Raw genomic sequence first — 15,319 nt, forward strand, 5'->3', positions numbered from 1 at the left:
GGAAGCGTGGGCCGATGAAGCATCCCTGGGACCGCCCACTGGGCGTGTGGCACATCGCCGAGAACCATCCCGACCAGCCCGCGATCGCCGCGTGCCCCACCGGCGAGGTGCTGTCCTACGCGCAGCTCGCCGGCCGGGCGCACCAGGTGGTGCACGCGGGGCGGGCCGCCGGCCTCACCTACGGCGACGTGGTGGCCGCCGTCCTGCCCAACGGCGTCGACATGATCGTCTGGATGCTGGCGGCCAGCGAGACCGGCTGGCGGCTCACCACGCTCAACCCGATGGCGGCCGCGGCCGAGATCGAGGCGATCGTCGCGCACGCCGGGGCCAGGGCGCTGGTCGTCTCGACCGAGTACGCCGAGCGCGCCGGCCGGGTGGTCTCGGTGCCGCTGCTGGTCAGCGTCGGCGGCGAGCTGCCCGGCTACCGCCGCCAGGAGGACCTCGTCGCCGGCCACCCGACGACGAAGCCCGCCGACCGTCGGGTCGGGACGCCGCTGATCTACACGTCGGGGACGACCGGCAAGCCCAAGGCGATCGCCCGCAACGCGTCGTCGATGCCGGACGTCGACCCGGCGGACCTGGCCGACTCGATGAAGCTGTTCGGCCAGGCGTTCCGGTTCCTCCCGTTGCAGGGCGCCCACCTGATCTCCGCGGGCATGCACCACGGCGGCTGCCAGGGCTTCTTCATGGGCGCGTTGCAGGTCGGCCAGGCGCTGGTGATCATGAGGAGGTTCGACCCGGAGGAGGCGCTCCGGCTGATCGAGAAGTACCGGGTCACCACCGGCTACATGGTGCCCACCCAGTTCGTCCGGCTGCTGCGCCTGCCCGACGACGTCCGGGACCGCTACGACCCGTCCAGCCTCCAGGTGATCGTGCACTCGGCTGCGCCGTGCCCGCCGGAGGTCAAGAAGCAGATGTTCGCCTGGTGGGGCCCGGTCATCTGGGAGACCTACGGCGGGACCGAGGGCGCCGCCACCATCGCCAAGCCGCACCACTGGCTGTCCCGGCCCGGCACCGTCGGTCGGCCCGTGCGCGGCGTGCGGGTCCGCATCCTCGACGCCGACGGCCACGACCTGGGCCCCGGCGAGCGAGGCACCGTCTACATCGACGCCGGCGCCCGGACGTTCGCCTACCGCGACGACCCGGAGCAGACCGAGCAGGTGTACCGCGGCTCCGCGTTCACCATCGGCGACATCGGCCACCTGGACGCCGACGGCTTCCTCTTCCTGTCCGACCGGGCCAAGGACATGATCATCACCGGCGGCACGAACGTCTACCCGGCGGAGGTCGAGGCGGCGCTGCTCGGCCATCCGGCCGTCGCCGACGTCGCGGTCGTCGGCGCCCCCGACGTGGAGTGGGGTGAGCAGGTCCGCGCCGTCGTCCAGCCCGAGCCGGGCGTCCGGGCCGACGATGCGCTGGCCGCCGAGCTCATCGCCTACTGCCGGTCGAGGCTCGCCAGCTACAAGTGCCCGCGGGTCGTCGAGTTCCGCGCGGCGCTGCGCCGCACCGAGACCGGAAAGCTGTCCAAGGCCGCCATCCGGGCGGAGCTGTGGGCAGGCGTCGACCGCAAGGTCTGACGGACGGGCCCCGTCGACACTCGGCGCGGCCCGGAGAGGAGACAGCGATCATGGAGGAGACGGGAACCATGGCCGACGTGACCGAGGGCAAGATCTGGGCGAACTCCGGCGACTCGCACATCATCGAGCCGCCGGACCTCTTCTCGTCCCTGCCGGACGACGTGAAGGAGTTGCTGCCGCGCAGCGTGAAGGACCCCGGCGGCGAGTTCGAGACGATCTACATCGACGGCCAGGAGTTCCGTCGGGAGATGCCGCGGCCGGCGCCGGGCGCGCCGAAGAAGAAGGGTCTCGGGATCAACGCCCGGCCGGTCGACTCCACCGAGGACGACTTCCTGCGCCGCGCCCTGGGCGGCAACGACGCGGCGCACCGCCTGACCGACCTCGACGACGAGGGCATCTGGGCGGAGGTCATCTACCCGTCGCTCGGCATCTGGACGTTCAACATCCGCACGCCGAAGGTCGTCCGCTACGGCGTCCGGGCGCTCAACGAGTTCGCGCTGGACTTCCAGCGCTCCTCGCCGCGGTTCGTCTGCGCGGCGTCGATCCCGCTGCTCGACGTCGACGACGCGGTCGCCGAGATCCGCCGCGCCAGCGCGGACGGGTTCGCCGTCGGCTTCCTGCCGACCCGCCCGCCGCTCGGCCGGCCGCTGTGGAACGACGAGGAGTGGGACCCGCTGTGGGCGGCGTTCGCCGAGACCGGCATGGTCATCGGCTTCCACATCGGCACCGAGCCGCACGACCCGACCGAGCGCACCGGTGTCTACTACCGCGGCCGCGGCGGCGCCGTGCTCAACTACGTCGAGACGACCTACGGCGGCCAGCGCGCCGTCACCCAGCTCATCGCCGCGGGCGCCCTCGACCGCCACCCCGAGCTGCGCGTCCTCGTCTCCGAGGGCGGCGCCACCTGGGGCCCGTTCATCGCCGACCGGATGGACGAGGGTTACCGCCAGCACAGCGCCGCCGTGCGCCCGGTGCTGTCCAGGCCGCCGTCGGAGTTCCTGTTCGACCAGGTCTACGCGTCCTTCCAGCACGACGCCTCGGCCGTCGCCGCGCACGTGGCGATGGGCTGGCGCAACGTCCTGTGGGGCAGTGACTACCCGCATTTCGAGGGCACCTTCGGTCACACCCAGAAGACCCTGCACGAGCTGTTCGACGGCGTCGACCCGGTCGCCAGCGAGCGCATCCGTATCGGCGCGTTCCACGAGCTGTTCCCGCATGTCCCCCTGCCGCCCGCGGTGGGCCGGGACCGATGACCTCGCTGACGCAGCCGCCCAGCATCGCGCCGCCACCCGTCGAGCGGCTGCGGCCCGGGCTGTGGAGCATCCCGGTACCGCTGCCGACCGCCGGCCTGCGGCACGTGTTCGTCTACCTGTTCGAAACCGACACCGGCGGGTACCTCGTCGACTCGGGCTGGGACACCGCCGAGGCGTTCGACGCGCTCGGCGCGGGTCTGGCCGTCGCCGGCTACCGGGTCGGCGACATCCGCGGCGTCATGCCCACCCACATGCATCCGGACCACTACGGCCTCGCCGGCCGCATCCGGGCGGAGTCCGGGGCCTGGGTGGCGCTGCACCCCGCGGACGCCGCGCTGCTGAACCAGTTCCCGCGTGAGCCGGCCGAGATGCTCGCCGGCATGAACCGGCTGCTGGCGCGCACCGGAGCCCCGGCGGCCGAGATCGAGACGCTCAATCGGGTGGTGCTCCCGCCGGGGCCGATGCCCGCGCCGTCGCTGCCCGACGTGCTCCTGGCGGACGGCGATCGGCCCGACATCCCCGGCTGGGACCTGCGGGCGGTCTGGACCCCCGGGCACTCGCCGGGGCACCTGTGCTTCTGGGAGCCGGCCAACTCGGTGCTGCTCTCCGGCGACCACGTGCTGCCGCGGATCACCCCGAACATCCCGTTCTCGCCCGTCGGGGACGCGGATCCGCTCGGCGACTACCTGGCCTCGCTCGACAAGCTCGACGACGCCGGCGCCTTCCCGGCCGCCGAGGTGCTGCCCGCGCACGAGCACCGGTTCGGAGACCTGACCGGCCGGCTCGCCGAGCTGCGCGACCACCACGACCAGCGGTTCGGTGAGGTCCTCGCCGCCCTGCGTGCCGCAGACGGCACCGCGACTGCCTGGGACGTCTGCCGACAGATGACCTGGTCCCGCCCCTGGGACCGGATCGAAGGCTTCATGAAGCGCGCCGCCCTCGCCGAGGCGCTCGCCCACCTGCGCGTCCTGGAGCGCCGCGCGATCGTCCGCGAGGTCGACGGCGAGCCGCCCACCTGGCGCCTTCTCATCGGCTGAGCACGCGCCCGGTCCGCGAAAGGGAGAACGGTGAAGATCGACTCGAATCTCGGTGGCGACCTGAGGACCATCCCGGACACCGCCAGGACGCTCGAGGACGCCGGCTACGGCGGGCTGTGGGTGGGCGAGACCCAGCACGACCCGTTCCTGCTGTCGCTGCAGGCGATCAACGCGACCCGCGCCGCGACGGTCGGCACGTCGATCGCGATCGCGTTCGCGCGCACCCCGATGACGCTGGCGAACATCGGCTTCGACCTGGCGCAGGCCAGCGAGGGCCGGTTCGTGCTCGGGCTGGGCTCGCAGGTGAAGGCGCACGTCGAGCGCCGGTTCTCGATGCCCTGGTCGCGCCCGGCCGCGCGGATGCGTGAGCTGGTGCTGGCGATGCGCGCGATCTGGACCTGCTGGCAGGACGGCACCAGGCTCGACTTCCGCGGCGACTTCTACACCCACACCCTGATGACGCCGTTCTTCTCGCCGAAGGCGCACGCCTACGGCCCGCCGCCGGTCTACCTCGCCGGCGTCAACGAGCTGATGACGGAGGTCGCCGGCGAGGTCGCGGACGGCTTCCTCATCCACCCGTTCACCACCTCCCGCTACATCGAGGAGGTCACCCTCCCGGCCCTGCGCCGCGGCCGAGCGAAGGCCGGCAGGACCGGGCCGGACGGGGAGGGCGCACTGGACGGGTTCACCATCGCCGGGCCGAGCTTCGTGACCGTCGGCCGCGACGAGACCGAACTCGCCGCCGCGGCGGCCGGGACCCGCGGCCAGATCGCCTTCTACGCGTCGACGCCCGCCTACCGTGCACGGCTGGGGCGACCTGCAGCCCGAGCTCACCCGGCTGACGAAGCAGGGCCGGTGGGCGGAGCTCGGCGACCTCATCGACGACGACGTGCTGCGCGCGTTCTCCGTCGTCGGCACGCCCGACGAGGTCGGCAGGCAGCTACGGGCGAAGCTGACGGGCGTCTACGACCGGGTGACGTTCTACCCGGCCTACCAGGTCGCCCCGGAGGTCTGGCCGGTCCTGCTGGACGCTTCGCGACGGAGCGGAGCGCCGGTCGGGCGGGGCGAGTGACGGCAACCGGGCCGGCCCACCCGGCCGGACCCCGCGACGCGCCGTCAGGTGGCGGGTCCGGGCGGTTCAGGCCGCCGGGACCCGCCAGGCCAGGCACTCCCCCCGGCACCCGCGGGCGGCGCGGTCAGGGCTTGAACAGCCTGGTCGTCTCGACCACCGCGGCGTCCTTGACCGTCCCGTCCTCGGTGACCGTGCCGATCTGGCTCTCGGCGGAGCAGACGTCGGGCAGGATCGGGACGGCCTTGCCGTCGCAGGTGTAGGTCGTCCCGTTGCCGAGGAAGAGGGGCACGTTCTTCGCGGTCCTGAGCTGCGCGGTGATGGCGGCGGGAGTCGGGTCGCCGGTGAAGCCCTTGAACAGGTTGACGAAGGACAGCAGCGTGATCACGCCGGTGGACTGGCCCACACTGACGGCCGGGTCCGGGTCGACCTTCGAGTCGTAGGTCCTGGTGATCGCGCCGTAGAGCGTCGCATCCGGGGTCGCGGTGTCGGTGGTCGCGGACGCGCTCATCACCGAGCCGGCGAGGACCGACTTGTAGGCCTTCAGGGTGGTCGGATCGATGCAGGTGTTGATGATGTAGCGCGGGAGGTCGAGGGCGAGCGTCTGGTAGGCCTGCAGCCAGGAGGTGCAGAACGTCAGGTCGCCGACCATGCTGACCGCGTCCGCGCCGCCCTTGACCGCCGCCTGCATCTGCGGCGTCATGTCGGCGGTGCCGACCGGTACCGGAATGGTCTGGAAGCCGACGCCCGCGTTCCTGAAGACGATGCCGCCGATGCCGTTGACCGCCTGCAGGACCGCCGGTCCGTCGATGGCGAGCATCGCCATCTTCTTGACGCCGTGTTCGTGGGCGTAGGCGGCGAACGCGGCCAGCCCCACCGAGAACCCGCCGGTCAGCGAGAACGCGCCCGGCGTCGTGAGCTCCTCGGACGAGGTGCCGCTCAGTGACACGTAGGGAATCTTCGCCGCGGTCAGCACGGGCACCACCGAGGCGCCGTTCGCCGTGAACGGACTGATGACGGCCGAGACGCTCCTGTTGACCATCTGGTTGGCGCAGTCCTGGGTACCGGCCGGTGTCTCGCCGCCCTGGCAGACGAACAGCTCGACCGGGCGGCCGGCAATGCCGCCGCGGTACTCGTTGGTGTACTTCAGGGCCATCCGCATGCCCTGCTCGATCCGCTGGAACTGCGCGGACAGCATGCTGTCCGATGCCGACGCGCTGATGAGTCCGATCCTCACGGGTTCGCCCTTGGCCGGCCTCGGCGTGCCGAGGACCTCGGCGACCGGGGTCCCCCCGGCGGCGTCTCGGGACCCGCCACCGCTGTCACCGCCGCCACAGGCCGTGACAGCCAGCGAAAGCGCCAGCACGCCGCTGATCAGCCAGCCGCTCCGGCGAACCGGACGTAACAGGTCCATATGACCCTCCTGCTGGTTGCGCGGAGACGTGCGGCCGGAACCTTGCGGGTGTCGCCCGGCCCGATGCTCCGCTGGTTTGACGAACATGCGTGTCGAAGGTCAGCCGGCGTTCTTCCGGTTCCCTCGCCGTGCCGCCGGGTCACCGCGCCATCGCGGTCCCGCTATGCCGGCGGATTCTCGGTGCTCCTCGGTAGGGCGGTGGTCTCCTCGTCGTCGGTGGCGGAGTCGTCGGTGGCGGAGTTGCCGGGCGCGCCGGTCGCGCCGAGGTAGGCCGCCTCGAGCGCGGCCGGGTCGTCGCGGAGCTCGGCGGCCTTGCCGGCCAGGGAGACATCGCCGTGCACGAGGACCATGGCGGTGTCGGCGACGCCGAGAGCGAGGTGGACGTGCTGCTCGACGAGGACGATCGCGGTGCCGGTCTCATCGGCGACCGTGCGGACCAGCGGCATGAGCTGCTCGACGATGATCGGGGCCAGGCCCATGCTCATCTCGTCGATGAGGAGCACCCGCGGCCCCTGGACCAGCGCCCGGGCGACCGCGAGCATCTGCTGCTCGCCGCCCGAGAGCATCCCGGCCCTGACCTTGGCGCGGGTGCGTAGCTGCGGGAACAGGTCGAGGACCCCGCTGACCGTCGCGCCGCCCTTCCTGTCGGCGATCGAGATGTTCTGCACGGTGCTCAGGTTCGTGAACAGCGCCCGGGTGTCCGGCACCAGCACCACGCCCGCGCGGTTCATGCGGCGGGCCGAACCGGTCCTGACGTCCTTCCCGCCGACGGTGATCGAGCCGGCGGTCGGCGCGAGGAATCCGGCGAGGGTCAGCAGCAGGGTGGTCTTCCCGGCGCCGTTTGGGCCCAGCACGGCCAGGATCTCGTTGCGGCCGACGGAGATGCCGATGCCGCGGGCGACCGTCGTGCGCTGGTAGCCGACGCAGAGTCCCTCGCAGGTCAGCGCCACGGTCATGACGCCATCTCCTTCGCCGGGTGGTTCGAGTTCGCCGGCCCGGTCGAGTTCGCCGGCCCGGTCGAGTTCGCCGGGTGGGTCGGGTTCGCCGGGTGGGTCGGGTTCACCGCGTGGATCGAGCCGAGGTAGGCCTCGGCGACCCTGGGGTTGGCCCGGATCTCCGGCGGGGGACCGCCGGCGATCTGCCGGCCGAAGTCGAGGACGTGGATGGTGTCGCACAGGTCGAGGACGAAGCGCATGTCGTGGTCGACGAGCACGATCGTCACGCCGCGGTCACGCACCGCCCGCAGCCGCACCGCCAGCCACGCGCTCTCCGTCGGGTCGAGCCCGGCGGCCGGTTCGTCCAGCAGCAGCACCTGCGGCCCGCTGGCCAGGGCGCGAGCGATCGAGACGAGCTGGCGTTGGCCCTGCGAGAGCTCGCCGACCCCCCGGCCGCGCTGCTCCCACAGCCCGAGCGAGGTGAGCAGTTCGTCCAGCGACGGCGCACCCGGGCGGGCGGCGTGCTGGCCGGCCATCAGGTTCTCCTCGACGGTGAGGTCCTCGTAGAGGTTGAGACCCTGGAAGGTGCGCGCGAGCCCGTGGCGGGCCCGGCGGTGCGGCGGCAGGCCGTCGAGCCGCTGCCCGGCCAGGGTGATCTCGCCGGCCGCCGCGGTGAACCCGCAGGTGGCGTCCATCATCGTGGTCTTGCCCGCGCCGTTCGGGCCGATCACGCCGACGATGGTCCCGGGCGCCACGTCGATCGTCATGTCGGACAGCGCGGTCACGCCGCCGTAGGTGACGCCCACCCCCGAGATGGACAGCCGTGCTCCGACCGCAGCGCGCTCCCCGTCCGCCGACGGACCGTCATCGGCTGTCGCGGGGGCCGGGGCGGTCGGGCCGGCGGCCAGCCGGCTGCGGCGGCGTTTCTCGGCCGCCAGGTGCGCCGGGCCGACGATGCCGTCCGGGTTGCGGATCACGACGAGAATCAGGCCGAGGCCGCTGACGATGCCGTACCACCCGCCGATGTCGATCGTCCGGGACAGGAAGACGAAGAACACGCCGCCGATCCCGAGCGCCCCGGCGAGCAGCCCTCCGGACACCGAGGTGATCCCGGCCAGGAAGACCGTGGTGAAGACGCTGAGGCCGAGCAGGGCACTGAACGAGGTGAACGTGACGGTGGTCTGCTTGTAGGCCGTCAGGCAGCCGGCGAGGCCGGCGATGAACGACGCGATCGCGAAGCCGAGCAGCTTCACCCGGACCACGCTGATCCCGGCCGCCGCGGCCGACCGCTCGTCGGCGCGGACCGCCAGCATCGCCGAGCCGAGCCTGCTGCGCCGCAGGTGGGCGACGCCGATGGCGACCGTGGTCAGCACCGCGAGGCACAGCAGCCCGAACTCCGGGCGCGGGAACGCCCTGCCGGTGCCGATCCCGAGGTCCAGGCCGAAGATCGACGGGTTCGCGATCGGGGCGCCGCCGGTGCCGCCGTTGAGGTCGTTGTTGCGGAACCAGATCGCCTCCAGCGCGACCGCCAGCGTCAGCGTGACGACCGCGACCAGCATGCCGCGGATCCGCAGCGCCGGCAGGCCGGCCAGCACGCCGATGGCGGCGGCGCCGAGCGCGGCGAGGATCGGCGAGATCGGGAACGGGATGTGCCAGGCGTGGCTGAACGTCGACAGCAGGAACCCGGCGGCGCCGGCCAGGGTGAGCTGGGCGAGCGAGATCTGGCCGACGTAACCGGTCACCACGACCAGCGAGAGCGCGAGCACGCCGGCGATGAACGTCTCCATCAGCGCGCCGCGGTAGCTGTCGTTCGCGACGTAGATCGCCACGGCGGCGAGCGGCACGAGAACGAGGGCGGGTTTCCAGGCCGAGCGTGGGCGCGGCGCGCGGCCCAGCGTCCGCTCCAGGAGCATGCCGCGGGTCGGCAGCGGCCGGCCCTGGATGACCAGCACGGCGAGCACGATCACCAGCGGGATCAGCTCGGCGACGCCGCTGCTGGGGAACCAGTCGGCCCGGCTCTGCAGGTAAACCGCCTCCGACTGCAGCGCGCCGATGCCGATGCCGCCGAGGACGGCGGGGGCGAGCAGGGAGAACCGGCCGAGCACGGCGGCGGCCAGGGCCGGGACGATGAACAGCGTGTACGTCCCGGGTACCAGCGGCACCAACGGGGCGATCAGGATGCCGGCGACGCCCGCGACGGCTGCGCTGATCATCCAGTTGGCCAGCGCGATCAGGTCCGGCGACAGGCCGCTGACGAGCGCTCCGACCTCGGTCTCGGCGGCGGCGCGGGTGGCGGTGCCGAACCTGGTGAAGCGGTAGACTGCGGCCAGGGCGGCGGCGATCAGCACGATGACGGCGACGAACCAGAACCGGTCGGACAGCAGGTGCAGGCCGCCCATCCGCCAGGTGTGGCGCGGCAGGATCGGCTCGACCAGGATCTGGTCGCCGCCGACCTGCATGGTGATGACGCCGGTGAACAGGCCCATGATCCCGAGCGAGGCGACCGCCTTGGCCACGGCGAGGTGGGCCCGCAGCGGGCGGAACACCAGCACGTAGAGCAGCGCGCCCAGCACGGCCTCGTACACGACCGTGATGATGATCGCCGGCCAGAGCCCGACCGGCCCGGACAGGTCGATCGACTCCGGCAGACCGGGGATCGGCACCAGGACCTTCCCGTCGCGTAACAGGGCGTAGGTGTACGCGGCGTGTAACGACAGGGCGCCGGTGCCGAAGTTGAGCACTCCCGAGCTTCGGTAGGTCACGACGAGTGCCAACGCCAGGGCGGCGAACACGGCACCGTTCCCCAGGCCCAGGAGGACGAAGTTCAAGTGATCTACCATGCTCGCTCCACCGACTCGGACATGATCGGGCAGGGCATTCAGTGACGCACGTCACTGATCGGCTCGGGCACACCATAGCAGTATCCGAGTAATGATTAGTGCTTTTTTGGCGGTGGGAGAGAGGGTGGGGCGGTCCGGTGCCCCACCATCGGGCCTGCTCGAACCGGGGGAGACGCCTGGCCCCGGTGGGACCTGGGCGGGACCGGGTCGGGACCGGGTCGGGACCGGGTCGGCGTCGACGGCTCCTGGCCGTCGGCCCGGCGGCGTTCCCGTGGCTGCGTGCCGGCGAGCCGAGGCTGGCCAGGGCGCGCGACGCGGGAATCGCGCGGACTTTCCCGACCGTTCCCCGCGAAGCGTCACGCATCGTGTAATTGGTGAGGTCGCTGCGTGACATCATGGTGGATGTGACCGACGACGCACTGTCCGCTTCCGGCCTGCGCCCGCCCGCCGAGGCCGAGGCGGACCGCCCCTCGGTCACCTTCGCCTACCTGGTGCAGGTCAGCTCGGACGGCAGCCGGTGGGTGGCCGACCGGACGGAGCCGTCGGGCGGTTTCGAGCACAGCCCGGGTACCGCGGCGCAGGTCGCCCGTCAGGTCCTGCGCCGCCGCTTCGTCCAGTTGCGGGCCGACGAGGACGCCCGGTGGCGCGACCTGTGGTTCCGCGCCGACGTCTGGTCCCTCGGCCAGCCCGCCGGCCCGGACCACGCCGGCCAGCCGGGCCCGCCGGCGGTCCCGGCCGGCTGGGCGCTGTCCGGGCGACATCTGCAGACCCACGGGATCACCCCGGACGCCGTGGAGGTGCGCACTCCCGCGCAGGTCCGCCGCGAGGTCGGCCGCTGACCGGCGTCAGGTGGGCAGATAGCCGGGCAGACCGCCCGGGCGCCGGCGGCGGCGCAGAACGACGCGGCGCGACCCGTCCGGGAACAGGCGCAGGCGCTCCAGCTCCCAGTCGCCGAACTCGGCGTGCATCGTCAGAATCTGCACGGCCGCCCGGCGGTCCGTGCCCGGCGGCATGTACAGCTTCTGGTATTCCAGCTCGACCCCAGCCAAAGCGACCTGACCTCGACTTTGCGGACGATGGGACGTTTCACCGACGATGGGACGTCGCCGACGTTGGGACGTCGCCGACGATGGAACGTGGCGGACGGCGCGACGGGCACGGGCGTGAGGTGCGGATGCCCCGTTGCGGCGGGGGACAGGGCCACCGTTCGGCCTCACCACGTTAACCGTCCCGCTACCTCCCGCAAGGGACTACGGCGCGTTGGGGGCCCGGCTGTTGCGGGTTCGTGCCGACCTGCCGATCATGACACGGCGGGCTGGCCGGCGCATCAGCGGCGGGCGGGACTTCAGAGCGCGTAGAACGCCTCGGGGAACGTCGGCCACAGGGGCACGTAGCGCACCGGGACGTAGCGGGCCTCGGGACGTAGCGGGCCTCAGGGGACGTAGGAGAGGGTGAAGGCCAGCGTGGCGTAGAGCGTCATCGCCGCGGTCGAGGCGACGAGCGCGAACGTGAAGACCTCCCGGCGGGCGGTGACCAGCGCCGCGACCAGCAGGAACGGGAAGGCGCCGTACACGTAGCGTTCCGCTGAGTCGAGGTTGCTGCCGGTCAGCACGGCCGCGAGCACCAACGCGCTCCACAGCACGTAGGAGACCGGCAACCGCCGGGCCATCACCACCAGGGCCACCAGGGCGAGCAGCAGCCAGGGCACGTGCAGGCCCGTTCCCAGCTCGCCGGAGAAGGCCCCGCGGGCGGCGTGCCACAGCACCGACAGGGGGTTGCCGGTGCTGCCGTGGCGGGCCTCGTCGCGCTGGAGGGTGAACGGCGCCAGGCCGTCGCCGTAGGTTCGGGCTGACCAGAGCACGTAGATCGCGGCGCCGGCCGGTGCCGCGAGCACAGCCACCAGTCGGCGTAGCAGGTCCCACCGGCCGATGCCGGCCGCCGACGCGGCCCGTTCGGCCCCGCTCGCCGACGCGGCCCGTCCGGCCCGGTTCACCGCGGTGGCCCGTTCGGTCCCGCCCGCCGCGGTGGCCCGCCCCGCCCCGTTCACTGCGGTGGCCCGCCTCGCCCCGTGCACCGCGGTGTCCGGCGGGGGGCCGAGGCGACGCAGACCAGGCCAGGGCAGCCCGCGGGCCGCCTCCACGGCGACGGGGACGGCCAGCAGCACGCCGAGCGGCCGGCACAGCCCGCCGAGCAGGCCGGCCGCGGCCGCGAGCTCCCACCGGCGGCCGCGCGCGCCGAGGAACACCGCCACTGCCAGCAGCCCGGCCAGCGCCTCGGCGTATCCCATGACCAGGACGAACGCGGGCGGCGCGAGGGCGGCGAGCCAGATCAGCCGGAAGGTCGCGTCCGACCCGAGTCCCTCGAGGCGGGCCAGGCGGACCAGCGCCAGGGCGAACCCGAGGGCGCACAGGTTGACCACCAGCAGCAGCACGATGCCGACATGACTCCCGGCGCCCGGCAGGTGGGACAGGATCCGCACCAGCGTGGGCAGCAGTGGGAAGAAGCGGCGGCTCTCGTTGCCGGCGCCGCTGTAGCCGACCTCGGCGATCGTCCTGTACCAGCCGGCGTCCCAGCCGAGCAGGTCGGTGGTCTGCAGTCGGGCGCCCTGGTCGCCGCGGGCGTTGTCGGCGATGAATCTCGTCATCGCCAGGGCGGCGCCGACGACCAGACGGGCGGCGAGCCAGGCGAGCACGACCTCCCGCAGGCACCAGGGGTCGTCCCGGCGGGTCAGTGCACCCCAGCGGGACGCGCCGGCGCGCCGGGATCTGGCGCCTCGCCGAGAGGGGGCGCCGCGCCGGGAGGGGGCGCGCCGGCGGGACGCGGCTCGGCCGCGGTCCCGCTGGATGGCGGGGTCATGCGGGTCGGTGGGGCTCTGCGGGCCGGTGGGGCTGTGCGGGCCGGTGGGGCTGTGCGGGCCGGTGGCGGGGTCATCCGGGTCGGCGGCGGGGTGGTACGGACCGGCGGGGTCGTACTGCGGCGCGGGATGGTGCTGCGGCGCGGGATGGTGCTGCGGCGCGGGATGGTGCTGGGCGGCGGGGGCGAGGGGAACGGCGGTGGCTTCGTGCACGGGGGGCGTCCCCGTCCCGGTCGCCGGGGTCGAGTCCGGCGTCGGACCGGGGTGGGCGGACGTCCCCCGTGCGGTGGTCACTGCGCCTGGAAGCGCAGCAGCGAGTAGTTCTCGTACACCTTCGCCGGCAGGCCCTGCTCCATGACCTCGTCCGCGTGCGGGCGGGCGTTCTGCAGGGCTCCGCGGACCTGCGTGCACAGCTCCTCGTAGGTCCGGTAGGAGCCGGAGCCGGCGAGGAAGACGGTGTGCTGCGGGCCGGCCTCGGTCAGCGCGCGCTGTGCGATCGCCTGGCCGTCGGCCTTCTTGTTGCGATCCTCGTAGTCCACCCAGTCGACCCGGTCGGGTGGCGCGTAGGTCGGCACCACGTACACCTTCATCCACGACGGGACGGTGCGGGCGAGACCCGGGCCGAGCTGGTCGGGGCAGACCAGCATGACGTCGCCGGGTCGGGCGAGCCGTTGGAGCACCTGGGCGGCCTCGCCGGCCTGCGACCGTTCCCGCCGGATGTCGGTGGTGCCGGCCAGCAGGCCGACCAGGGCCGCGACGGCGACGACCCCATGGAACACCCGCCGGTCCCCGATGACCGTGGCACCCAGGCCGATGACGAGCAGGAACGGGACGAAGGCGGTGGCCGTGTACCGGTCGGCCCAGGCGTTGCCGACGAGCTTGCCGGCCGTCACCGCGACGACGAGGGTCCCCGTCGCCAGGAAGAACATCGTGCGGCCCGGTTCGAGACCGCGCAGGTCGATCAGGATGAACCGGCCGCCGGGGCTGCGCCCCGCGACCCCGGCGGCGGCCAGGCCCGTGATGAGGAACAGCAGCAGGCGGCCAAGGGTCGTCGGTCCGCCGGCCCACTGGCCGTAGGCGTGGGAGATCGCCGCGTAGCTGGCCGGCTCGCCCCAGGGGGTGCCGGTGTGGGCGAGCTGGTCGAAGAAGTTCGGCAGCCACGGGGAGAAGACGATCGCGCCGCCGACGATGCCGAGCAGCCCGTAGACCGGCCCGCGCCGTTGGGCCGTCAGGTACCGGCCGGACGACGGGGACCGGCCGGACGACGGGGACCGGCCGGACGAACGATGGCTGCGCGCGCCAGCGGGGCGGGCCGCCGGGCCGCCGTCGGCCGCCCCGACTCCCGGCCTTGCCATGGATGCCGTCCCCGCCATCGAGGAGACCGGTCCGCTCGGCGACGGCCCCAGCCCTGTCGGCGATACCAGCCCTGTCGGCGATACCAGCCCTGTCGGCGACGCCAGCCCTGTCGGCGATACCAGCCCCGTCGGCGACTCCGGCGCCGTAGGCGACGCCGCTCCGGTCGCCGACGCCACGCCGAGCTGGCGGGCGCGACGAGCGCGGTACCAGGGGCGCAGGGTGAGCAGCCCGATCAGCCACACGGCGACGGTGAGCAGCAGGTACAGGCACCAGTAGTGGGTCAGCGCCAGGCAGCCGGCGGCGAGGGACAGGCCGATCACCGACCGCACCGACGGTGCCCGCAGCACCCGCTCCAGGGCGAGCCCGCCGAGCGCGGTGAGCAGCACGATCAGGCTGTACATCCGGGTCTCGGTGCCGAAGTACAGCGCGAACGGCGAGGTCAGGTACAGCACGACGGTGACCTTCGCCGCGCGGGCGTTCACCACCCGGCGGCCCAGCACGAACAGCGGCCACGCCGCAGCGATGTTGATCAGGGCGGACAGGGACCGGACGGCGAGGTTGGTCTCCCCGAACACGGCGACCCACCCGTGCAGCACCAGGTAGTACAACGGCGGTGAGCCGTCCTGCAGCAGGCCGTCCCACATGGTCACGCCCGGCCCGCCGAGGGGGAGTCGCGCGATGGCGACGCTCTGCGCCTCGTCGAGCCACAGCGCCTGGTTGGCGGTGAAGCGCACGATGACCGCGGCGGCCACGAGCACCCCCACGACCACCGCGAACATCCGCCCCGCGCGGTCGGGCGCGTCCCCGACCTGGTCGACCGGCCCGGGGAGCTGCTCCGCCGGCCGGACCGCGACATCCGTCACGGTCAGTCCCTTCCGTCCACGTTGCCCGCGGTGCGGCGGGGTCAGCCGGGCAACGATCCGGCCGACCAGGCAGGTCCGCACCCGGTGCAGGTCTCGTGCGGCAGCTCCCGCGCCGCGGCGA

Annotated in this window: 10 protein-coding genes and 1 pseudogene; 5 read left to right on the forward strand and 6 right to left on the reverse strand. The window is 73.1% G+C overall.

Annotated elements, in window-relative coordinates; all coding sequences use genetic code 11:
- The first annotated feature begins 14 nt into the window (after positions 1-14).
- Genes AC5R91_RS00665 through AC5R91_RS00680 form a run of 4 tightly spaced genes read left to right on the forward strand, consistent with a single transcriptional unit; the run spans position 15 to position 5,199 of the window.
- Positions 15-1,577: an AMP-binding protein gene (locus AC5R91_RS00665; protein WP_495395101.1), complete on the forward strand. Its 1,563-nt coding sequence runs from the start codon at positions 15-17 to the stop codon at positions 1,575-1,577.
- Between the two features lie 50 nt (positions 1,578-1,627).
- Positions 1,628-2,830, forward strand: a complete 1,203-nt coding sequence (locus tag AC5R91_RS00670; RefSeq protein WP_495395103.1) for an amidohydrolase family protein — start codon at positions 1,628-1,630, stop codon at positions 2,828-2,830.
- Positions 2,827-3,867: an MBL fold metallo-hydrolase gene (locus AC5R91_RS00675; protein WP_495395104.1), complete on the forward strand. Its 1,041-nt coding sequence runs from the start codon at positions 2,827-2,829 to the stop codon at positions 3,865-3,867. Before AC5R91_RS00670 ends, AC5R91_RS00675 begins: the two co-directional genes overlap by 4 nt.
- A 30-nt stretch (positions 3,868-3,897) precedes the next feature.
- Positions 3,898-5,199, forward strand: coding sequence for a TIGR03617 family F420-dependent LLM class oxidoreductase (locus AC5R91_RS00680; RefSeq protein ID WP_495395105.1), 1,302 nt, complete (start codon positions 3,898-3,900; stop codon positions 5,197-5,199).
- Between the two features lie 35 nt (positions 5,200-5,234).
- On the opposite strand, the pseudogene AC5R91_RS00685 reads toward AC5R91_RS00680, so the two are convergent.
- From AC5R91_RS00685 to AC5R91_RS00695, 3 genes and pseudogenes are all read right to left on the reverse strand, one after another.
- A pseudogene (locus AC5R91_RS00685) lies at positions 5,235-6,437 on the reverse strand (ABC transporter substrate-binding protein); the annotation flags it as partial.
- A gap of 74 nt (positions 6,438-6,511) precedes the next feature.
- Positions 6,512-7,306, reverse strand: coding sequence for an ABC transporter ATP-binding protein (locus tag AC5R91_RS00690; RefSeq protein WP_495395107.1), 795 nt, complete (start codon positions 7,304-7,306; stop codon positions 6,512-6,514).
- Positions 7,303-10,125, reverse strand: coding sequence for an ABC transporter permease subunit (locus AC5R91_RS00695; RefSeq protein WP_495395108.1), 2,823 nt, complete (start codon positions 10,123-10,125; stop codon positions 7,303-7,305). The genes AC5R91_RS00690 and AC5R91_RS00695 overlap by 4 nt, the downstream gene beginning before the upstream one ends.
- 374 nt (positions 10,126-10,499) lie before the next feature.
- On the opposite strand from AC5R91_RS00695, the gene AC5R91_RS00700 reads away from it, so the two are divergent.
- The gene (locus AC5R91_RS00700) at positions 10,500-10,964 is read left to right on the forward strand and encodes a hypothetical protein (RefSeq protein WP_495395109.1); all 465 of its coding nucleotides are present in this window, start codon (positions 10,500-10,502) and stop codon (positions 10,962-10,964) included.
- A gap of 6 nt (positions 10,965-10,970) precedes the next feature.
- Here AC5R91_RS00700 and AC5R91_RS00705 read toward each other — a convergent pair whose 3' ends face one another.
- The 3 genes from AC5R91_RS00705 to AC5R91_RS00715 all read right to left on the reverse strand — a co-directional run bounded on the left by AC5R91_RS00705 (position 10,971) and on the right by AC5R91_RS00715 (position 15,198).
- Positions 10,971-11,174 carry a DUF5703 family protein gene (locus AC5R91_RS00705; RefSeq protein WP_009737761.1) on the reverse strand — a complete coding sequence of 68 codons (204 nt, stop codon included), beginning with the start codon at positions 11,172-11,174 and terminating at the stop codon, positions 10,971-10,973.
- Between the two features lie 383 nt (positions 11,175-11,557).
- The gene (locus AC5R91_RS00710; RefSeq protein ID WP_495395110.1) at positions 11,558-13,192 is read right to left on the reverse strand and encodes a hypothetical protein; all 1,635 of its coding nucleotides are present in this window, start codon (positions 13,190-13,192) and stop codon (positions 11,558-11,560) included.
- A gap of 77 nt (positions 13,193-13,269) precedes the next feature.
- Positions 13,270-15,198, reverse strand: coding sequence for a glycosyltransferase family 39 protein (locus AC5R91_RS00715; protein WP_495395111.1), 1,929 nt, complete (start codon positions 15,196-15,198; stop codon positions 13,270-13,272).
- Positions 15,199-15,319: the final 121 nt, after the last annotated feature.

It is taken from the genome of Frankia sp. BMG5.60 (genome assembly GCF_059428125.1).